Source organism: Streptomyces sp. SID8352 (assembly GCF_009862265.1).
Taxonomy (GTDB): domain Bacteria; phylum Actinomycetota; class Actinomycetes; order Streptomycetales; family Streptomycetaceae; genus Streptomyces.
Genome location: NZ_WWGX01000075.1, coordinates 146,668 through 167,910, shown reverse-complemented (window position 1 = coordinate 167,910; position 21,243 = coordinate 146,668). Strand labels below are relative to the sequence as shown.

General features: G+C 72.9%; 17 protein-coding genes. 5 read left to right on the top strand and 12 right to left on the bottom strand.

Annotation, left to right across the window (positions count from 1 at the left end; genetic code table 11):
• Positions 1-622: 622 nt before the first annotated feature.
• A complete protein-coding gene (locus GTY84_RS23570) occupies positions 623-856 on the bottom strand; it encodes a hypothetical protein (protein ID WP_161228370.1) in 234 nt (77 codons plus the stop codon).
• Positions 857-1,027: 171 nt separating this feature from the next.
• On the opposite strand from GTY84_RS23570, the gene GTY84_RS23565 reads away from it, so the two are divergent.
• Positions 1,028-1,714 (top strand): hypothetical protein, encoded by a 687-nt coding sequence (locus GTY84_RS23565; protein WP_237532545.1) that lies wholly within the window; start codon positions 1,028-1,030, stop codon positions 1,712-1,714.
• 219 nt (positions 1,715-1,933) lie between these two features.
• On the opposite strand, the gene GTY84_RS23560 is transcribed toward GTY84_RS23565, so the two are convergent.
• The 8 genes from GTY84_RS23560 to GTY84_RS23525 form a co-directional block, all read right to left on the bottom strand.
• Positions 1,934-2,491, bottom strand: coding sequence for a GNAT family N-acetyltransferase (locus tag GTY84_RS23560; protein WP_202551642.1), 558 nt, complete (start codon positions 2,489-2,491; stop codon positions 1,934-1,936).
• An 899-nt stretch (positions 2,492-3,390) separates the two neighbouring features.
• Entirely contained in the window at positions 3,391-4,137 is a 747-nt protein-coding gene (locus GTY84_RS23555; RefSeq protein ID WP_161228369.1) for an SDR family oxidoreductase, read from the bottom strand.
• Positions 4,138-4,168: 31 nt separating this feature from the next.
• Entirely contained in the window at positions 4,169-5,635 is a 1,467-nt protein-coding gene (locus GTY84_RS23550; protein WP_161228368.1) for an aldehyde dehydrogenase family protein, read from the bottom strand.
• A gap of 46 nt (positions 5,636-5,681) precedes the next feature.
• On the bottom strand, positions 5,682-6,818 hold the full coding sequence (locus GTY84_RS23545) for an NAD(P)-dependent alcohol dehydrogenase (protein ID WP_161228367.1): 1,137 nt from the start codon (positions 6,816-6,818) through the stop codon (positions 5,682-5,684).
• Positions 6,819-6,895: 77 nt separating this feature from the next.
• On the bottom strand, positions 6,896-8,530 hold the full coding sequence (locus tag GTY84_RS23540; protein WP_161228366.1) for an NAD(P)/FAD-dependent oxidoreductase: 1,635 nt from the start codon (positions 8,528-8,530) through the stop codon (positions 6,896-6,898).
• Position 8,531: 1 nt separating this feature from the next.
• Positions 8,532-9,428, bottom strand: coding sequence for an alpha/beta hydrolase (locus tag GTY84_RS23535; protein WP_202551641.1), 897 nt, complete (start codon positions 9,426-9,428; stop codon positions 8,532-8,534).
• A 342-nt stretch (positions 9,429-9,770) separates the two neighbouring features.
• Positions 9,771-10,754, bottom strand: coding sequence for an AraC family transcriptional regulator (locus tag GTY84_RS23530; RefSeq protein WP_161228365.1), 984 nt, complete (start codon positions 10,752-10,754; stop codon positions 9,771-9,773).
• Between the two features lie 384 nt (positions 10,755-11,138).
• Positions 11,139-11,867, bottom strand: a complete 729-nt coding sequence (locus GTY84_RS23525; RefSeq protein WP_161228364.1) for a S1 family peptidase — start codon at positions 11,865-11,867, stop codon at positions 11,139-11,141.
• A gap of 595 nt (positions 11,868-12,462) precedes the next feature.
• Between GTY84_RS23525 and GTY84_RS23520 the strand changes: the two genes are divergently transcribed.
• The 3 genes from GTY84_RS23520 to GTY84_RS23510 all read left to right on the top strand — a co-directional run bounded on the left by GTY84_RS23520 (position 12,463) and on the right by GTY84_RS23510 (position 15,728).
• Positions 12,463-12,963, top strand: a complete 501-nt coding sequence (locus GTY84_RS23520) for a hypothetical protein (RefSeq protein ID WP_161228363.1) — start codon at positions 12,463-12,465, stop codon at positions 12,961-12,963.
• Positions 12,964-13,575: 612 nt separating this feature from the next.
• On the top strand, positions 13,576-15,036 hold the full coding sequence (locus tag GTY84_RS23515) for a catalase (RefSeq protein ID WP_161228362.1): 1,461 nt from the start codon (positions 13,576-13,578) through the stop codon (positions 15,034-15,036).
• Between the two features lie 266 nt (positions 15,037-15,302).
• Positions 15,303-15,728 carry an ankyrin repeat domain-containing protein gene (locus tag GTY84_RS23510; protein ID WP_161228361.1) on the top strand — a complete coding sequence of 142 codons (426 nt, stop codon included), beginning with the start codon at positions 15,303-15,305 and terminating at the stop codon, positions 15,726-15,728.
• 112 nt (positions 15,729-15,840) lie between these two features.
• Here GTY84_RS23510 and GTY84_RS23505 read toward each other — a convergent pair whose 3' ends face one another.
• On the bottom strand, positions 15,841-17,070 hold the full coding sequence (locus GTY84_RS23505) for an MFS transporter (protein WP_161228360.1): 1,230 nt from the start codon (positions 17,068-17,070) through the stop codon (positions 15,841-15,843).
• 87 nt (positions 17,071-17,157) lie between these two features.
• On the opposite strand from GTY84_RS23505, the gene GTY84_RS23500 reads away from it, so the two are divergent.
• Positions 17,158-17,640, top strand: a complete 483-nt coding sequence (locus GTY84_RS23500) for a helix-turn-helix domain-containing protein (RefSeq protein ID WP_161228359.1) — start codon at positions 17,158-17,160, stop codon at positions 17,638-17,640.
• 221 nt (positions 17,641-17,861) lie between these two features.
• Here the strand turns inward: GTY84_RS23500 and GTY84_RS23495 are convergent, their stop codons facing one another.
• A complete protein-coding gene (locus tag GTY84_RS23495; RefSeq protein WP_161228358.1) occupies positions 17,862-18,695 on the bottom strand; it encodes a glycoside hydrolase family 19 protein in 834 nt (277 codons plus the stop codon).
• Between the two features lie 1,043 nt (positions 18,696-19,738).
• On the bottom strand, positions 19,739-21,133 hold the full coding sequence (locus GTY84_RS34125; protein WP_237532571.1) for an aspartate aminotransferase family protein: 1,395 nt from the start codon (positions 21,131-21,133) through the stop codon (positions 19,739-19,741).
• Positions 21,134-21,243 lie beyond the last annotated feature (110 nt).

The window sequence follows — 21,243 nt, the reverse complement described above, 5'->3', positions numbered from 1 at the left end:
CCGACCCCGACCTCACCCGGCGAATGCAGACCCCCCGGCCACGGCAACAACCACGGACGCCCCTGCCACCCCTGCAACCGACCCGGCCACCCCCACACATGCCCCCCACACAACAACAACCAAAACCACCAAACCCAACAAAACACCCCAAACCGCCCAACCGAAGAAACGATAAACCACCCACCCACACCCCAACCCACCACACAACCACCGGCCCTGGACGGGCAGTCGACGGGACCCAGGCGCGAAAGTCCACCGCTCTCACGGCACAGGTCGAAGTGGACGAAGACTCGACCGGGCCGCAAGAACAGGGACGGAGGGCGATAGGCGCACGAGGCAAGTACGGGTTCGGTGATCACGAAAGAGCGGAGGCTGCGCGGCGGAGTGCCCGAAAGAAGATCGAGGCACCTGCCCAGGCCGGTCGGGGGCGGTACGTCACGCGGGACCACACCTGGCAGAAGGACCTCCACTGCCCGGCCTGCCGCCACGAGTGCCTACCACCGTCGTCGAAGCGTTCTCCGACTCCGCCGACGCGATCACCACTGTGCGCCGTTAGATCCGCCCGGCTTGGACCAACCACTGGTAGGACACACCCCCGCCTCGGCATGACCGCGTTCCCACGTCATGTCTTCGCAGGTGGGCCGTTCGTGAGGTGATAGCCGTTGCTGCTCGAGGCCGGGGCAAGGCCGCCGGGCGGCTCCGTCGAACACGGCTCACCGGCGACGTTTCCGGCGTCGACTTCAATGAGAATCCAAAGCTTGACCAGGCGTTTCACCTCGGACACGGTGATCACCGGCTCGATCAGCGGCCACCGCCCGGCCGATAGTTCACTCGGATACGGCGTGCGTTCATTCACCGCATGAGAACTCGGCCGAACGGGGATCACAGCTGGGTGAAGAGCAGGGGGCACGGCAACGTTTGATATCGCGGGCGGCTGCCCCACTGGTTACGGGGGCTGCTGGTCCTCGCGGCCGGGTGCGGAGTTCTGCTCTGCGGTCAACAGGTCGCCGAAGGCTACGGAGCGAGCATGGAGTACCGCGACGCACCGGTCTGCCAGAGCGAGGATGGGGACGAGGGGGAACCGTGCGTACGGCGTGAGGCGGGCACGGTGCTCGACCGGCGGACGGGTGAGCGCTGCACCTCCAACGGCACGAGCGGCGGCACGGCGGGAGGCATCACCACCGGAGGCATCACGGCCGGAGGCGGTATGAACACCGCCGGTGGTTCCATCGGCGGTGCAACGGTCGGCGGGGTGACCATCGCAGGTGGAGGAGGCGGCGGTACGACCTGTACGACGTATCACGACCTGAAGGTACAACGGCCAGGGCTTACGACCTGGTTGGGCGTGGAGTCGATGACGTACGACGACGCCAGGGAGGGCGACCGCGCCGAAGTCCGGCTGTGGCGGGGGGACGTCGTGGAGCTGAGGGTTCGCGGCCACATCGACTCCTACGCGCCCTCCTCGCAGCGGGCGGTTCTCCCGTGGATCGCGCTGGGCTGCCTCATCCTGGCGGGCGGCGCATGGGCCTTGCTGAGCGGGCGGTTCTCCGGCCTCTTCGCCTTCCCCAACTTCGGCTTGCTGTTCGTGGCCGTCGGGGTCGGCTGGCTCGGCTCCATGGCACTGTTCGGCGGCCACCCCGCGGTCTGGGTGTTCGCCATCGTGTGGACGGGCTTCGCCGTCTTCTGGACCGTGGGTGCCCGGCGGAACGGGTAGCGGTCATTCCAACCTCCAGCGACCGGACCCCGCCACAGACAAGTCGAGTCGGTGCGCGGGGTGCGTGACCTGAGCAGACACTCGGATATGGTCTGCGTTCGCTCACCCGGACACATCACCGGATCAACAGCGGCGGGTCGGCGGATTCCGCCCCACCGCCACGCATCGTCAGGCGGCAGCAGCACCGCTCAAGGGCTCATGCCCCGCCCGCTGCGAGCTCTATACGGGAGAGCGGGCGTTGAGGATCCTCTGGAACAGCACATGATCACGCCACTCGCCATCGATATGCAGGTATTCCCGAGCGGTACCGATCACGGAGAAGCCGCACTTCGCCAGCACTCGCCGCGAGGCGTGATTGGCGATCACCGTACCGGCCTCCACCCGGTGCAGGCCGAGGCGCTCATCAGCCGCACGGCAAGCCGCTCGCACGGCAGCCGTCGCCAGCCCACGTCCTACGCACCGGCCGTCGACCCAGTATCCGAGATGCGCGCTCCGGAAAGGTCCGAGCGCGACATTGGACAAGGTCACCGCGCCGACCACCTCATCCCCGCCGACCAGCACCCACGGGGCCATTCGCCCCGCGTCCCGCTCCTCCAGCTGGCCCGCCACGCGTTCGGCCTGCCCCTGCTCGGTGAAGAATTCCTCACCCCTTCGCGGCTCCCAGGGACGCAGATGATCACGATTGCGCAGATAAGCCCGACACAGCGATGCGGCATCCGATTCCTCCAGCGGGCGCATCACCACATCGTCGGTGACGGAGAAGGGGAATTCGATCATCTCGTCATGGTATGCGCCTGCCACGGGCGAAGGGGGGCCGAGTATCCATCGGGCACCCAGCATCGTCACTCCCGGGAACTCCTCCGAAACGATCCGGGCGGGTCACGACCGCACGAGCCCGGGACGGGACGGACCGGGCCCCGGCCCGAACCCCCTGCACCCCTGCCCCTCCGCACCTCCGCACCTCCGCACCTCCGCACCTCCGCCTCGACGCCCGCCCGCCCCCGCCCCGTTCCAGTACGTCAGGCCGCGTTGCCCCTCGGTAGCCGATGGCGGCACGACCGTCCGTGCTCCGCCCCCGCCGTCGCCGCCCACGCGTCACAGCACCACCCCGCCAGCGCGACCGCCACCACGGCGTCACTCGCGTCCGCCGCACCCCCGCCCCCGCTCCGCTCCCGTACCACCTCGCGCCGCAACACGCCCTCCAGCACCCCTTCCCGCACCACCGCGGCCACCACCAGCCCCGAACCCGCGACGAACACCCCGCACACCGCAAACGCCCCGTTCCGCGCCGACATCGCAGCGCACCACGCGAGCCACCCGAACAGCACCCCGTACCCCACGTACAGAACCCGGTGAACGCATCCCATGACCCACACACCACTCCACGAGAGACCACGACGCGTCGCACGACAACGCGTCACATCCCCACAGAGCCATCGTCCCCCCGCACCATGACGCCACTCCTGCGACACCCGACCGAACCCCCACCAACCCCACCCGCAAAACACGTGAATCGACAGACCCGTGAGCGAAGGTCGCAAGCATGACTGAAGCCAGGGCCCCCACGGACACCCCCTCCCGCCCGCCACCTGCCCCGCCCGGCTCCGGCTCCGGCTCCGGCTCTGCGGAGGAACGCAGAAGGCCCGGGCGAGGACACCCCCTCGCCCGGGCCGGTCTCACACCGCCGTGTAGCCGCCGTCCACGACGTGGTAGCTGCCGGTGACGAAGGAGGCGTCGTCGCTGAGCAGGAAGGCGGTCATCGCGGCGACCTCGTCCTCGCGGCCCAGCCTGCCCAGGGCGTGCTTGGCGGCGACGCCCGCGGTGACCTCGGCCGGGAGTTCGGCCAGCAGCGGGGTCGCGATGAAACCCGGGCCCACGGCGTTGACCCGTACGCCGGACGTCCCGTAGTCGGCGCCGGCTGCCTTGGTGAGGCCGACGACACCGTGCTTGGAAGCCGTGTAGGCGGGGTTCTCGGGCACGGCGACGGCACCGGCGATGGAGGCCATGTTGACGACGGCGCCGCCACCGGAGGCGATGATCGCGGGGATCTGGAAGTGCAGCCCGTAGGCGACACCGCTGAGGTTGATGGCGATGAGCCGGTTCCAGTCCTCGATGCCCAGATCGGCGATCGGCAGGTTCACCCCGGGGATACCGGCGTTGTTGACGGCCAGGTGCAGAGCGCCGAACCGGTCCACCGCCGTGCGTACGGCGCGTTCGGCGTCGGCCGGATCGGCGACGTCCTGAGCGATCGCCAGCCCCCTGCCGCCCGCCTTCTCGACCAGACCGACGGTCTCCTCGGCACCGGCGAGGTTGATGTCACCGGCCACGACCACGGCGCCCTCGCCGGCCAGGCGCAGCGTGATCGCGCGGCCGATCCCCGAACCCGCTCCGGTGACCAGGGCGACCTTGTCACTGAATCGCATGAGAATTCACCTTTTCCTGCATACATGCATATTAGTGATCATAACGTTCTATTTCACCCTGAAGAGTGATCCACTGGATCTCGGTGAAGGTGTCGAGGTTGGCGTGGGGACCCCCGAAGCGGCCGCCCGTTCCGGATGCCTTGGTCCCGCCGAACGGAGCGACCGCCTCGTCGTCGACGGTCGCGTCGTTGATGTGGACCGCGCCGGAGGCGATGCGGTCGCACAGGTCGAACGCGGCGTGCGGATCTCCGGTCAGGATGGACACGGACAGCCCGTACTCGGAGGCGTTGATGATGTCGAGGGCCTCGTCGATGTCGTCGTAGACCTGTACGGGGGCGACCGGGCCGAAGATCTCCTCGGTCCACGCCGGGTTGTCCGGCGCGACTCCGATCAGGACCGTCGGCCGGTAGTACAGCCCGTCGTACCCGCCCCCGGCGACGAGGGTGGCGCCCTCGGCGACGGCACCGGTGACGAGGGCGTGCACACGGTCGCGCTGGCGCTCGTCGATGAGGGGGCCCAGTGCGTTCGCCGGGTCGGCCGGGTCGCCGACCGGCAGCCCGGCGGCCCGCTCGGCGAGGGCGGCCACGTACTCGTCCGCGAGGGAGCGGTGCACCAGGTGCCGTCCGGTGGTCATGCAGATCTGGCCCTGGTGCAGGAAGGAGCCCCAGGCCGCCACGGAGGCCGCGGCCCGGACGTCCGCGTCCGGCAGCACCAGCATCGCGTTGTTCCCGCCGAGTTCCAGGTGCACCCGCTTGAGCAGCGGTGCGGCGCTCTCGGCGATCCTGCGGCCGGCGGCGGTGGACCCGGTGAACGAGAGGCACGGCACCTCCGGGTGGGCCACCAGGGCCGCGCCCAGTTCGCCGCCGCCCGGAAGCACGTGGAGCAGGCCCTCGGGCAGCCCCGCCTCGTCCAGCAGCGCCGCGAGCGCGAGTCCGCCGGAGACGGAGGTGCGGGGGTCGGGCTTGAGCACCACCGCGTTGCCGAGGGCGAGCGCCGGTGCCACCGATCTCAGGGCGAGGATGGCCGGGAAGTTGAAGGGCGCGATGACGCCCACCACGCCGAGCGGGACGCGCCGGGCCAGGGACAGACGGGGCTTGGCCGAGCGCAGGATCTCGCCCGACGGATGCGAGGCCAGTGCCGCCGACTCGCGCAGTTCGGAGACGACGAGCCCGGTCTCGAACCCGGCCTTCGCCCGTCCCGAGCCGGACTCGGCGACCAGGATCTCCATGAGGCGGCCGGGGTCGGCCTCCAGGAGGGCCGCGGCCCGGTGCAGGACGGCGGCCCGATCGGTGTACGGCGCGGCGGCCCAGGAGCGCTGGGCGGCCCGCGCGCTCTCCACGGCGTGGTCCAGGTCGGCGGTGGTGGCACCGGCGACGGTGCCCAGGACCCGGCCGGTGCCGGGGGCGGTGACGGTGAGCGGGTCACCGGACCCGGCCCGCCAGCCGCGGGAGTAGAGCCTGCCCTCCCAGACGGGGCTCTCGGTGGTGTCCTCGGTCATGGAGACTCCTCGGCGGTCGTGGGGCGGATGGTCACGGGTCGGATGGTCACGGGGCGGCGGGGTCGGGCATGCGGACGACGGGCTTGATGACGTCGCCGCGGCGGCTGGCCTCCAGGGCTCCCTCGATGTCCTCGAAGTCGAAGGTGTCCACGAGTTCGTCGAAGGGGAAGCGGCCCTGGCGCCAGAGGGCGAGCAGGGCGGGGACGAGCCGCTGCGAGTCCCCGCTGCCGCCGAGGGTGCCGACGATGCGCTTGCCGAACAGGGTGCGGAAGTGGTCGGCGCGGAAGGCCGCCCCGGCCGGCGCGCCCCCGATGAGGATGGCGGTGCCGAGCATGCCGACGGTCTCGACGGCCTGCTCGACGACGGGGATGACGCCGGTGCAGTCGAGCGCGAAGTCGGCGCTGCCGCCGATGATCTCCCGCACCGTCGCGACGGTGTCGGGGGTGGCGGAGGCGTTGACGACGTGGGTCGCGCCGTAGCGGCTCGCGAGGGCGAGCCGGGAGTCGTGGACGTCGACGGCGACGATGGTCGTGGCCGGGGTGTTCCTCGCCGCCATGACGGCCGCCAGGCCGACCGCCCCGGCCCCGTAGACCACGATGCTGTCCCCGGCGCGGGGCCTGGCCGTGTTGAGCACGGCGCCCGCGCCGGTGGCGATGCCGCAGGCGAGCGGGCCGGCGATGTCGAGCGGGACGTCGCGGGGGATGACGACGGCCTGTCCGGCGAGGGCGAGGGCGTGGGTGGCGAACGAGGACTGGCCGAAGAAGTGGCCCGAGACGGGGGTGCCGTCGAGGCGGCGATAGCCGGAGGTGCCCGCCTTCTCGCCGGTCAGGCGCACGCCGGCGACCAGCGCCGGGGCGATGCTGAGGCAGTAGCGCGGCTCGCCCTCGCGGCAGTTGCGGCACTCCCCGCAGGAGGGCCAGCCGAGGACCACGTGGTCGCCGGGGCGGGGGCTGGTGACGCCGGGGCCGACCGCCTCGACGACACCCGCTCCCTCATGGCCGAGCACGCCGGGCAGCGGCATCGGCATGTCGCCGCCGCGGGTGTTGGCGTCGGTGTGGCAGACGCCCGAGGCGACGACGCGGACGAGGATCTCGCCGGGGCCCGGGTCGTCGATCTCCAGGTCGGTGGGGGTGAAGGGGGCGCCGACTTCCTCGACGACGCTCGCGCGGATCCGGATGGTCATGGTGCGGGGTCTCCTGCCGCGGGTGGGAGGCGGGCGTACGGGGGCACGCCCGCCGGTGGGGAAGGGTGGATGCTCGGTCAGGCGGAGGGGGCGGCGGCCGGACGGCCGGCGGTCTCGAAGCCGCGGAAGCCGTCGGCGGCGATCTCGTCGAGGCGCGCCTGGTAGCCGCCGATCCCGCCGAGGTAGGGCAGGACGGCGCCGGCCTTGCCCGCGATGTTCGCGCCGTTGTACCAGGAGTCGGCGAGGGGGAAGACGGTCCCCGCCGCCACCTCGGCGGCGTGCGCGGTCCACCGCTCCTCCGCCTCGGGGGTGGCCTCGATGACTGTGTGGCCGCGTTCCGCGGCGTGGGCGAGGAGCTTCGCGATGAACTCCACGTGCTGTTCGATCGCAACGAACATGTTGCTGTTCACCGAGGGGCTCAGCGGCCCGGTGACAGTGAACAGGTTCGGGAACCCGGCCACCATGAGGCCGAGGTAGCTGGCCGGGTACGCGTCCCACTTGCCGCGCAGCGACGCTCCGCCGCGGCCGTGCGGGTCGATGCCGCGCAGCGGTCCGGTGATGGCGTCGAAGCCGGTGGCGAGGACGATGACGTCGACGTCGTGGTCGGCCGCGGAGGTGCGGACACCGGTGGGGGTGAAGCCGAGGAGGGGGGTCTCGCGCAGGTCGACGAGTTCGACGTTGTCCCGGGTCAGAGTCTCGTAGTAGTCGGTGTCGACGCAGAGGCGGCGGGCGCCGACCGGGTGGTCCGGGATGAGCCGTTCGGCGAGTCCGGGGTCGCCGACCCGTTCGCGGATGCGGTCGGCGAGGAAGGCGGCGACGACGTCGTTGGCCCTCTTGTCGACGATCGGGTCGTTGAACGTGGTCAGCAGCTTCATCGGGCCGCCGTAGTCGAAGGTCTTCCGGTAGGCGGCCTGCACCTCCTCCTCGGACACGTCGAAGGTGGACACGTCGGGGTTGCGGGTGTCCACGCCCAGGAGAGTGGTGCGGGCGGCGCGGCGGCGCTCGGGGTAGCGGGCGACGGCGGCGGTGAACTCCTCGTCGGTGAGCGTCCGGTTGTGGGCCGGGACGGAGAAGCTGGGGGTGCGCTGGAGGACGAACACCTTCGCGGCGTCCTGTGCGACGAGCGGGGTGATCTGGATGCCGGTGGAGCCGGTGCCGATGACGGCGACCCGCTTCCCGGTGAAGTCGTGTCCACCGGCCGGCCACCGCGCGCTGTTGAGGACGGTGCCGGTGAAGTCGTCCTGTCCGGGGAAGCGGGTCCGCTTCGGCGCGGAGAGCACGCCGGTGGCGGCGACCACCCAGGTCGCGGTGGTCTCGCGGCCGTCCGTGGTCCGCACGCGCCAGGCGCCGTCGGCCTCGTCGAAGTCCGCGGCGACCACATCGGCCCCGAGGCGGATGTCCCGGCGCAGGTCGAAGCGGTCGGCCACGTGCTCCAGGTAGGCGAGGATCTCCGGCTGGGTGGCGTACTTCTCGGCCCAGCGCCATTCGCGCTGGAGGTCCTCGTCGAAGGAGTAGGAGTAGTCCAGGCTCTCCACGTCGCACCGGGCGCCCGGGTACCGGTTCCAGTACCAGGTGCCTCCCACGCCGTCGCCGCGCTCCAGCACGACCGCGTCCAGGCCCATCCGCCGGCAGGTGTGCAGCATGTACAGGCCGGCGGCGCCCGCGCCGATGATGATCACGTCGTGCCTGCCGGGGGCGGTGTTCTCCGTCATGTCACGCCTCCCCGCGTCCGGCGGCCGCCGCCGCGACGGTCGCGCCGACGTCCGCCAGGACCTGTGCGCTCTCGTCGACGGCGAACCAGAACAGGGCCCAGTCGTGGACCATGCCCTCCCAGACCCGCAGCGTGCCGCCCGCGGCCTCGGCGAGGCGGACGGCGTCGTCGTGGAGGATCTCCTCGCTGCCGACGTGCACGGTGAGGGGCGCGAGCCCCGACAGGTCGGCGAAGACGGGCGAGGCCAGCGGTTCCCGGGGGTCGGCATCCCCCAGATAGACCCCGGCCGCGTGCAGGAGCTGGCGGCCGGAGAGCAGCGGGTCGCGGTCGGCGCGTTCGGTGACCGAGGCGCCCGAGCAGGTCAGGTCGGCCCAGGGCGACAGGGCGACCGCGGCAGCGGGCTGGGCGATCCCGGCGTCGCGGGCGGCGAGCAGGACCGCGAGCACCAGGCCGCCGCCCGCGGAGTCCCCCACGACCGTGAGCCGGTGGGCGCCGACCTCGTCCGCCAGGGCCCGGTAGACGGCGGACGCCTCCTCGACGGCGCCGGGGAAACGCTTCTCCGGCGCGAGCGTGTAGTCCGGGGCGAAGACGGCGCACCCGCTCTCCCGGGCGATGCCGCCGATGATGCCGAGGTAGCCCCCGGGGTCACCGGCGACATAGGCGCCGCCGTGCAGGTAGAGGGCGCCTATGGAACCGGATCCCTCCTCGGGCCGGACCAGGAGCCCCGGTACGCCGGCGACCTGGTGCGGTCGGACGGTGATCCCGTCGGGGACCGGCAGGCCGGCGAGGAACGCGGCGAAGTCCTTTCGTGCCTTCTCCGGCGGGTCGGCGAAGTCGGGGGCGGAGCCGCCGGACTCGGCGGCCGCGGTGAGCAGGGCACCGAGTTGCTCAGCGCTCATGGGGAACCTCCGCGTGTCAGGGCCGTCTCCATGACGGCCCTCACATGCTGGCGAGGAGGGCGGGGCGGAGGCTTGAACCTGTCTGCACAGCGGATTGCCGCACAGCGCACGGAACGGCCGGCCGGGGCGCCGGGTGCTGTCCGTCGGGCGTCGGAGGGCAGGCGTCGGCCGTCGGACGGCGGGCGCCGGTCGGCGGCGAGGGTGTGACCGGAGGCCGGAGGTACGGCGGAGGACGGCGCGGGGCGGGGCTCGGAGGCGCGTCGGAGGACGGCGCGGGGCCGGGCCGCGGCGTCCCGTGGCGCGCGGCGGCCCGGGCGCGGAAGCCCCGGGGCGTGGCGGGGGTCAGTCGGGGGGTGGGAGCGCGGCGGTGCGGCGGAACGCGCTGGGGGTCACTCCGTAGGCGTCCTTGAAGGCACGGGTGAAGTGCGCGCCGTCGGAGAACCCCCGGCGGGCGGCCACGTCGGCGATGGCCAGGTGGGTCAGGTGCGGGTCGGCCAGATCCCGGCGGGACGCCTCCAGCCGCTGGGCGCGGACGAAGGCGGAGACCGTGGTTCCGGCCGAGCTGAACAGGGAGTGCACGTACCGGGGTGACACGTGCAGGGCCTCCGCGATCGCGCCCGGGGAGAGCGCGCGGTCGTCCAGGTGCTCCCGTACGAACATCTGCGCCCGCTCGGTCAGCTCCGCGCGGTGGATCCGTGCCCGCGGCAGCCGGGGGCCGAGCTGGGCCTGCAGCAGCGCGGAGAGGAGTTCCACGGTGGTGTGCGCGACCCTGCGGCCGGCCGCTCCGTCGAGGACCGGCAGGTTCCGCGCGAGGCCCGACAGATACGGGACGACCAGTTCGTCCAGCGCGCCCGCGTCGAACCGCGCGGCCGACAGTTCGGCGAGGTCGTCCGGCCGCAGACCGAGCCTGGGTCCGGGGAGCATCAGGATCAGGCAGTCGAAACCGTCGTCCCCCAGGATGTCGTAGGTGCGGGCGGTGTCGACGAGCCCCAGCCCGCCCGGTTCGAGGACGACCTCGTGCTCGTCCTGCCGGAGGACGGCGACGCCCTCGACGAGGGCGAAGACCTTGACGGGTCCGCCCTGCGGCCCGGCTGCCCCGGTGTCCCCGGCCACCCGCCGGAACTCGTGGGTCGTGGCCTCCACCCGGCTCAGCAGCAGATCGTCGATCCGGCGGGCCTCGATGCCGCCGGAGAACCGGGTGCGGGGCGCCGACTCCAGGACGACGGGGCGGTACAGGGAACTGACCGTCGAACTGAACGCCTCGGGTCGGCTGAACCGCAGGTGACCGCTCGCTGGGGGCGGCGTGTTCGGTGGCAGCGCCCTCACCCTCCCTCGTACCGGTACACCCCCGTGTGGCCCGCGTCACTCACCTGATCCTATGGCCAGAGGACTCCACCGGGTCAAGGAGGTCCCATCCGGCATCCGCGCGGCGGCGAGCGGCACGGCCGGACGGTGTGCTCGACCGCCGATGCCCTCCCGGGGGCTCGGTGCCGCATCGCCGCCACCCGGCTGCCGGCCCGCACGCGCCGCCGCGGGACCCGGGGCTCGGGTACCGGCGCGGGGCCGCCCGCTCTCGGGGCACGAAGAAACCGGCCGTCGACGGCGGCGCGCGGTTCGGCCGTCGTGAACCGGGCGCACCGGCCTCCCCGCCCGGGGCCGGTCCGAGCCGCCGGGCCGGACCGGGCCACCGGAACTCCCCCTCGGGCGCGGTCAGTAGATGCTGAGACCGTACGCCGCGAGCCACGGCGTCACCGGCTGGTAGTAGGTGGAGCCTCCCACCGCGCAGTTGCCGCCGGCGGCGACGATGACGCCCAGTGCCGTGGCGCCGGAGAAGGCGGGGCCGCCGATGTCCCCGGCGTCGGCGCAGGCGTTGGACCGGAACAGTCCGGTGACGGTGCCACCGCCGTAGCTGATGCTGACGTTCACGGCCTGGACCGTGCCGCAGCGGTATCCGCTGACCCTTCCGGCGTGGCAGACCGACTGGCCCACGACGGGACTGCCCGCGCCGGTGATGTCGAGGATGCCCGCTCCACCGCCCAGGGAGACCTCGCCCGGGTAGGCGGCCGACGTGTTGGTGTACCGGACGCTCGCGTAGTCGTTGCCGGGGAACCGCACGCCCGCGGTGACGCCGACACTGACGGTCAGGGCGGGATCGGCGTACCAGGTGGGGCCGCCCCGAGCGGCGCACTGGCCCGTCACCAGCGCGTACGTGGCGGAACCGGAGCGGGCGTTGAAGCCCAAGGTGCAGCGGGCACCGGGGCTGTAGAGGACGTCACCGCCGCGCACGGTGACGGCCGCCCGCTGCCCGGCCCGGTCCCCGGCGCCCTGCGCCGCGCGGGCCGACCCGCCGTCGGCGGCGTACCAGCCGAGGAGCATCGCCAGGACGACGACGGCCCTCAGCACCGTCCGCCGGACGCTCGGGGAACATGAGGGGATCATGACGCCTCCTATGGCATGCACCTGCCGCCATGCTGGCGCGTTCCGCGCCGGGCCGGTCAGACCGAAAACCGCCAACCTCGCACGGAGGTCCGACCGCCCTCCGGGCAGGCGCACCGGCCGTCTCCGGGCACAGGAGGCCCCCTCCCTCGGCACCCGCACGCGGTCCGCGCACCGGCCGTCCCGCCGGACACCGGGGCCACCCCCTGGCACCCGCACCACCGCAAAGGCCTCCGAGCCGCGGCCGCCGCATCACACGAGCCCTCACCGCGGCGGCCCGGCCCTCCGGCGGCGAGGGCGGCGCACACCCGGCGCTCCGTCGCGCCGACGAGACCTGATGCCCGGCGGTGCGGGACTGGCCGGTACCCCTCTCCCGTGTCCGGCGCCGTGCGTCTACGGTCCGGTGGGAGGGACGGGCAGGGGCCGCCCCGGGGAGGGGGCTGCCGATGGACCGCACGGGGCACCGCTCGATGCCGCCGTCGGCCGTACCGGTGCCGCGGCGGCGGGACGGCGAACGGGCCGGTTCCGTGCGCCCGTCGGACGGGGGCGCGCACGCGGCGCGGGTGCGGGGGCCGGCCGGCCGCCCCCGGTGCCGGTCATGAACGCGGACCGGGACGAGGTGTGGCGCCGGTGCGTGCGGCTGGGCCGTGTCCTGCTGCCGCTGGTGGACCGGGAGCCGTGGCGCCGGGAGCGCCGCCACGAGACGCTGCGGGCATGGGGCGTGGACACGGGGACGGGCGAGGGTCTCATCGGGATCTGCGCGGCCCTGGCGGCGCACACCGTCGCGAAGGACGCCTCGGCGTCCCCGGAGGAGTTCGGGGCGCTGACCGTCACCGCCGTGGCCGGGGCGGCGGGCGGCAGCCAGGACTTCGAACTGCTCGCCGGAGCCCCGGACCGCTTCGACGACGAACGCGACGAACGCGCCGTGATGCTCCTGCGTGTGTGCTCCTACGCGGGCGACCGGCACGCCCTGCTGGCCTTCCGGCTGGCCCAGGAGACCCGAAGGGCCCTGACCGTCCTGGCCGCGCGCTCACCCCAACGGCCCCTCACCTGTCAGGACGTGCTCCGCATGGCCGTCGGGACGGATCCGGCCGGATGATCCGGTCCGGCCCCCGCGGGGCCGGCCCTCGGTCGACGGGGCCCGGTGCGCGGCGCCGGAGCGGAGTCCGGTGTCCGGGTGCGGCCACGGGGACGGGGCCGCGGCCCGCCGGACACGGCGCCGCCTCGGCGGGCGGGACGGACACGGCGGCACGGACGGACCGACGGGCCCGGACCGGACGGGTGCGCACGGCTGCGGACGGCGGCGAGTACGGATGGCGGCGGGCGGCGGCGACGGCTCCCGCCGGACCGGGGCGCTCCGGCGGGCCCGGTGCCGCCGGGCGTGCGGTCCGGCGGCGGACGGGTGACCATGGTCTGCGTCGGCGGGCCTCGGTCCTCTGACGCACCGTCCGCACCACCGGACGCCGCCCGCGCCCCAGGACTCCGGGAGAGCACCATGCGCCACACCTCCGCAGCGACCGGTGCCCGCTTCCTCCGCGCGGCGGCCGCCGCCTCGTCCGGCTTCAGCCTTTCTCCTGGATGACACCTTGATCTGGATTATGTCCAATGTAGGGTGTGGCGGGTACGGCCCGGTGCGGCGCTCCGGACCCCGCCCTGCCGGGGCCGCCGGACCCCGAGCGCACGCGAAGACCGATCCACCGAGGAGCGAGCCTTGCCCGAGAACAACCAGAAGCCGTTGACCACGGTGGCCGGTGCTCCGGTTCCCGACAACCAGAACTCCCTCACTTCCGGCGCGCGCGGCCCGATGCTGCTACAGGACGTGTGGTTCCTGGAGAAGCTCGCGCACTTCGACCGCGAGGTCATCCCCGAGCGCCGGATGCACGCCAAGGGCTCGGGTGCCTTCGGCACGTTCACGGTGACCCACGACATCAGCCGGTACACCAGTGCGGACATCTTCTCCGAGGTCGGCAAGCAGACCCAGCTCTTCGCCCGGTTCTCCACCGTGGCCGGCGAGCGCGGCGCCGCCGACGCCGAACGCGACATCCGCGGCTTCGCCCTGAAGTTCTACACCGACGAGGGCATCTGGGACCTCGTCGGGAACAACACCCCCGTCTTCTTCTTCCGCGACCCGCTGAAGTTCCCCGACCTCAACCACGCGGTCAAGCGCGACCCGCGCACCAACCTGCGCGACCCCGAGAACAACTGGGACTTCTGGACCAACCTCCCCGAGGCCCTGCACCAGGTCACGATCGTCATGTCGGACCGCGGCATCCCGGCCTCCTACCGGCACATGCACGGCTTCGGCTCCCACACCTACAGCCTGGTCAACGCCGAGGGCGAGCGGTTCTGGGTGAAGTTCCACCACCGTACCCAGCAGGGCATCGAGAACCTGACCGACGCCGAGGCCGAGGCCCTGGTCGGCAAGGACCGCGAGTCCCACCAGCGCGACCTGTTCGACGCGATCGAGGGCGGCGACTTCCCCCGGTGGAAGCTGTTCATCCAGGTCATGCCGGAGGCCGACGCGGAGCACTACCGCTTCCACCCCTTCGACCTCACCAAGGTCTGGTCGAAGAAGGACTACCCGCTGATCGAGGTCGGCGAGTGGGAGCTCAACCGCAACCCCGAGAACTACTTCGCCGACGTCGAGCAGGCCGCGTTCAGCCCCGCCAACGTGGTGCCGGGCATCGGCTTCTCCCCCGACCGGATGCTGCAGGGCCGCCTCTTCTCCTACGGCGACGCCCAGCGCTACCGCCTCGGGGTCAACCACCACCAGATCCCCGTCAACGCCCCGAAGAACCCGGTGAACTCCTTCCACCGCGACGGCGGCATGCGCGTCGACGGCAACCAGGGGGCCACCCCGGGCATCGAGCCCAACTCCTACGGACGCTGGCAGGAGCAGCCCCGCTACCGCGAGCCCGGCCAGGCCGTCGGTGCCGTCGCCGACCGCTTCGACTACCGCGCCGACGACGACAACTACTTCGAGCAGCCGGGCAATCTGTTCCGCCTCATGAGTCCCGAACAGCAGAAGGCCCTGTTCGAGAACACCGCCCGCGCCATCGACGGTGCCTCGCAGGAGACCATCGAGCGCCACATCGCCAACTGCACCCAGGCCGACCCCGCCTACGGCGAGGGCGTCCGCAAGGCCATCGAGGCGCTCGCCAGCGCCTCCTAGCCGACCCGCCCCGGGTGACCGGCCCGCCGCGCGGCGGCCGGTCCCGGCGGCGGACAGCACGGCGCCGCGGCCCCCGGAACCGCTCCAGGTCCCGGGGGCCGCGGCGACCAAGCGACACCCCCTGGTGCGCCCGCGCCCGGCACGGTGCGGGCGCCCAGTCGCACTTGGGGAAGGCAGGTGCTCCGCAGCCCGACCACGACCGGGCGAGGCAGCGGCGGCAGTGGCAGCGGCGGATGACGACGAGCAGGGACAACGGCAGGAGCCCCATGGACAGCAGCGCACTCACCGCCGAGCAGACCGAGCGCGTCATCGCCCTCGCCATGGACCTGGCCCGCGAGGGCAGAACCGGTGAACTCGGCGAGTTCATCGCCCACGGTCTGCCCGTCGACACCCGCGACGGCGTCGGCAACACCCTCCTCATGCTCGCCGCGTACCACGGGCACGCCGCCACCGTCCGCGTCCTCCTCGACCGCGGCGCCGACCCCGATCTGCTCAACGACCGCGGCCAGTCACCCCTCTCCGGTGCCCTGTTCAAGGGGAACGACGCTGTCGTGGCCCTCCTCCACCGGGCCGGAGCGGATCTCGACACCGGCACACCCACCGCGCGGGACGCCGCGGTCCTCTTCCACCGCACCCACCTCCTCGCCCCCGGCACCCGGCCCGCTCCGGGAACGGCCGCGACCGCCTCGTAAGCCGCCGTCCCCCGACAGTCGGCGGCGCGGGCCCCGGCTGGTGAGATCCCACCGGTACGCCCCCGCGGGGACACCCGGGACGGGGAGGGGCGGCGCCGGTGCCCGGGGCTCGTCAGCCCGCCCCGCCGGGCACCCCGCGTCCGGCCCCGGCGGGTTCGGGTCCTTCGGTGACCGCCGCGGGGGCGGTGGGGACCGTCCGTCCGCCGACCGCCCAGACGACGAGTGCGCAGGCGGCGAAGGCCGCGCCGAGAAGACTCGTCGAGGGCCAGCCCCGGGCGGTGAACAGCGCGGTGGCCGAGGCGGCGCCGAGCGCGGAGCCCAGCGAGTAGAAGACCATGTAGCCGCCGATGACCCCGCTGACGCGGTCCGGGCGCGCGGTGGTCAGCAGGTGCTGGTTGCTGACGTGCACGGCCTGGACGGCGAAGTCGAGGAGCACGATCCCGGCGGCCGGCAGCCAGAGCGACCACGGCAGCCGGGCGATGGCCGCCCAGGACGCGATGAGCAGGGCGAGGCCGAGACCGGTGACCGGCACCGCCCGCCCCGCGTCCGCCCACCGCCCCGCCCGGGCCGCGCCCAGCGCACCGGCGAGCCCCACCAGCCCGAACAGACCGATCCGGCTCTCACTGAGCCGCCACGGCTCGTCGGCCAGCGGCAGCGACAGGCCGCTCCACAGCGTCCCGAACGACGCGAAGAGGAAGAACGCGATCAGCCCGCGCACCAGGAAGAACCGCCGCGTGAACAGCGTGCCGAGGGAGGCCAGGGCATCCGCGTACCCGGCGGCGGGCCGGGCGGGCCGGACGTCGGGTGGCAGGACGGCCAGGACCAGGACGGCCAGGAGGAGGGACAGCGCCGCGAGGGACCCGTAGACGCTCCGCCAGCCCCACACCTCCGCGAGCACGCCGGTGACCACTCGCGCGCCCAGGATGCCCACCACGACCCCCGACGTCACCACGCCGATGCTCCGCCCCCGTTCGCCGGGCGCCGAGACGGAGGCCGCGTAGGCCACCGCGGTCTGCACCACCACGGCGAACAGCCCCACCAGCGCCAGCCCCGCGAACACCGCCCAGGCCGCGGGCGCGGCGGCCGTCAGGACGAGACCGCCCGCGCTGACCCCCAGATGAACCGCCATCAGCCGCCGCCGGTCCACCACGTCGCCGACCGGCACCAGCAGGACCAGGCCGACCAGATAGCCGCACTGGCCCGCGGCGACGATCCAGCCCGCCAGCCCGGACGGCACCCCCAGGTCACGCCCCATCACCCCCAGCACCGGCTGCGCGGCGTAGACGCCCGCCACCGCGACACCGCACACCACCGCGAGCAGTGACCGCCGCCATGCGTCCATCGCTCCCCCACTCCGATCAGTAGCAGAATGCAACCGATCGGACCGTACGGCATGATGGTTCCGTTCCGCAACCGAACCGGAGGAGCCATGTCATCCGCCGCCCACGGCACCGCCGACGGCGCCGTACCCGGCGCCCCGGACGCCGGCTGGACCGATCCCGACTGCCCCGTCGCCCGCGCCCTCGACCTCGTCGGCGACCGCTGGAGCCTGCTCCTCGTCCGCGACGCGATGGACGGCGCCCGCTCCTTCACCGACTTCCAGCGGCGCACCGGCATCGCCCGCAACATCCTCACGACCCGACTGCGCAGGCTCACCGCGCACGGGTTGCTCGCCCGGCGCACCGCGGCGTCCGGCCGCCGCCAGGAGTACGTCCTCACCAGCTCCGGCCGTGATCTGTTCACCGTCGTCCTCGCCCTGCGCCAGTGGGGTCAGCGCCATGCCTACGCCCCCGGCGAGCAGCACTCCGTCCTGGTCGACGACCACGGCTCCCCCGTGCCCGACCTGACCCCGGAGGCGGCCGACGGCACCCCCCTCGACGCCTCCACCACCCGCGTGCACAGGGCGTCCTGACGGGGCGAAGGGACTTGCGCGACGGCTCGGGCTCCGCCCCGGGGCGGGATCACGGGACTCGCGGGTGACGATCTCCTGGGCACCGGAGGGCCGCGCGGCCGGGGCACGCCTCACCGTCGGCCCCGCAGACCGCCGCCGCCGGGAACGGGTCCGGCCCGTGACCGCTGACGCGGGCACGGGCCGGGAGGGGCAGCCGGTCAACGGGACCGGACAGCGGGGGATCAGCAGCTCAGGTTGTCACCCGGCGTGGTCCCCAGGATCGCGGCGAAGCGGGTGTAGGAAGCGATCCGGCTCTCCACCTGACGGGGGTTGCCGCCGTCGCACTCCAGGGTTCCGTTGATGCTCCGGATCGTCTCACCGAAGCCGTGGCCGCCCACCATGGCCTCGTGGGCCGTCATGGTCCCCGGGCCGGTCTGGGTGTTCCAGTACCAGAGGGCGGTCATCCACGCGACGTCCGCGCGGCGCTCGACCATCCACGGGTCCTTCAGCAGGTCCAGACCGAGAGCCTCTCCCGCCTCCTTGTAGTTGAAGTTCCAGCTCAGCTGGATGGGACCGCGCCCGTAGTAGGCGTCCTGACCGGCCGGGCAGCCGTACTCCTTGTCCGTGTCGCAGTAGTGCGGGTAGTTCGCCTTGTTCTGCTCCACGATGTACTTCAGGCCCGCGGTCTCGTGGTTGATGTTCCCGAGGAACGCCGCCACCTCGCGCCTGCGGTCCGCGTCACTGCCCACGCCCGCGAACTCCGGGTACGCGCTCAGCGCGTCGACCAGACCCCGGTACGTGAAGAACGGGTCGCGGTTCGGGAACATCTCCTCGAACTGCGCCTCGCTCACCACGAACTCGCGACACTCGCCCGCGTCCTTCCACACTCCGGCGGCACCGCCCGGGGTGTCGTTGTAGCTCCACCACTTCGCGGTCCAGTTACGGCCACCGTGGGACACCGTCTTGCCACCGGTGTAGGCCTCGCCCTTGCCCCACGCATAGGCGCAGGTGGCCACCGACTCGGCGCCGGGCGCCGCGGTCGCCGAAGAGGCCGCCACGGTCGTCAGGCCACCCATCAGGGCAGCGACGGCAACAGAAACGAAAAAGCGTTGCTTCAGCACAGAAGCTCCTCGCTCGGTCAAAAACCGGCCAAGTGATCGTCAACGTCTGTCCACACCCAACCCGACACTCACCAACCCCGTCAAGGTCCAGACCAATACTCAAACCCCACAACTCACCAACACCCCACAGGCGCACCGTCGTCACACCTGCATCGAATCTGACGCTCCATCAACAATCCAACCGCACGACAGAAATCGGAACCTGACAGTCCAACATGCCAGGTCAGGTACCTCGGTTCGGAGCGACACCCCTCGGGTCCCGCCCCGACACCGAACCCCCGGCGGCCCCTCGGCATCCCCGTCCGGCCGACCCCGACACCGGTGACCCGGAGCCCCGATCCCCGCCCGACCCCTCCGTCGGCACCACAACCGCACATTCGCACCAGCACACATCTGGGTCGGGGGTTCGACGTGGCACCGATCACCGGCCCCCTCCGGCCCCGGGACGGGCACGCGTGGCCTGCGTCGGGGCGCGAAAGGCGCTCAACGGAAGAGGAGGAGGCGTCACACCAACCCGGCTCGCATCAGGGGAGGTCGAGCGATGTCGTCCGAACCTGTTTGGCATCTGCGAAGCATTGGTCCGCGTGTCCCGGGCGGCCGGAATCCGCCCCTGCCGGAACGGCCACGCATGCCGGTCGGATGCCTCTCGGAGTCGCCGCGGAACGGCTCGTTCTCCCCTCGCCGCACGGGGCGAGGAGCCTTGCGCGGCGGCGGTACCGGCACGACGGCCGCAGGCGCACGGCCGGCAACGGCGAGCGGCGCCGGGGCGGGGGCGGTAGACGCGCGACCGCCCGGGGAGGTGTGCCCGGGCGGTGCGCGGTGCGGCCGAGAGGGAGGGGCCTCCGACGGGCGACGCGGAGCGGAGGCCGACACACCCCCTCCCCCGACAGGCCCCTCCCCCGGCACGTCCCTTCCCGTAGCGCCCGTGGAGGGCGGCCGCGCATCGGTCCGCGCCCCAGCGCCCGGGAGCGGTCGGCCCCCGGGCGACGCCGGGGCCGTCAGCCGACGTACTTGTCCGCCGCGTGGAGCGCCTCGTCCAGGACGGCGAGTCCCTCGCGGGCCTCCTCGTCGGTGATGTTGCAGGGCGGGACGACATGGATCCTGTTGTAGTTGTACACGGGCCACATGCCGCCCTCCTTGCACGCGGCCACCACCTCGTCCACCGGGCGGGTCAGTTCGCCGCCCGCCGCGTACGGGACGAGCATCTCGCGCGTCTCGGGGTCGCGGACCAGCTCCACCGCCCAGAAGACACCGAGTCCGCGCACCTCGCCGACCGAGGGGTGACGCTGCGCGATGGCACGCAGGCCGGGCCCGATGACGTCCCGTCCCACGCGAGCGGCGTTCTCGTTCACCCCCTCCTCGCGCATCGCGGTGATGGTGGCGACGGCGGCGGCACAGGCGAGCGGGTGACCGGAGTAGGTGAGCCCGCCGGGGTAGGTCACATCGCGGAAGGCCTCGTACACGGCGTCGGAGATGATCACGCCGCCGAGCGGCACGTACCCGGAGTTGACCCCCTTGGCGAACGTGATGAGGTCGGGGGTGACGTCCCAGTGGTCCACGGCGAACCAGGCACCGGTGCGTCCGAAGCCGGACATCACCTCGTCGGCGATGTAGAGGATGCCGTGGCGGTCGCACAGCTCCCGGACGCCCTGGAGGTACCCCGGGGGCGGCACGAGGACGCCGGCGGTGCCGACGACGGTCTCCAGCACGATCGCGGCGATCGTCGCGGGGCCCTCGAAGGCGATGACCTGTTCGAGGTGGGCGAGGGCACGCGCGCACTCCTCGGCCTCGGTGGTCGCGTGGAAGTGCGAGCGGTAGAGGTAGGGGCCGAAGAAGTGGGCGACGTTGCCGGAGGCGCTGCCGGACTGCTCGTTGGCCCAGCGGCGCGGGTCGCCGGTCAGGCTGATCGCCGTCGAGGTGCCGCCGTGGTAGGAGCGGTAGGCGGAGAGCACCTTGGGGCGGCCGGTCCGCATGCGGGCCATCCGCACCGCGTGTTCGTTTGCCTCGGCCCCGCCGTTGGTGAAGAAGACCCGGTCGAGGCCCTCGGGGGCCAGTCCGGCGATGAGCCGGGCCGCCTCGCCGCGCTTGTCGTTGGCGAAGATCGACGCGATCATGCAGATCTCGTCGGCCTGCTCCTTGATCGCCGCGACCACCCTGGGGTGCGCGTGCCCGATGTTCAGGTTGATGAACTGCGAGGAGAAGTCCAGGTAGCGCTTCCCGGAGTAGTCCCAGAAGTACCGCCCGGCGGCGCCCGCCACGGGTATCGGCCGCACGCTTCCCTGGGCGGCCCAGGAGTGGAAGAGGTGGGCCCGGTCGTCGGCGACGACGCGGGCGCCCTTCTCCGGGTCCGGTGCGGTCGCGGACGGCTGCGGGGCGGTCGGAGTGTCGGTCATGAGAACCTCGATCGGGGCCGTGGGCGGTACGGAGGGGTGGCGGGAACGGCCGGGAAGGACGGCGTTCTCCTGGTCGGTGAAGTAGTGGATGTCGGCGGTGGCCGCCTCGA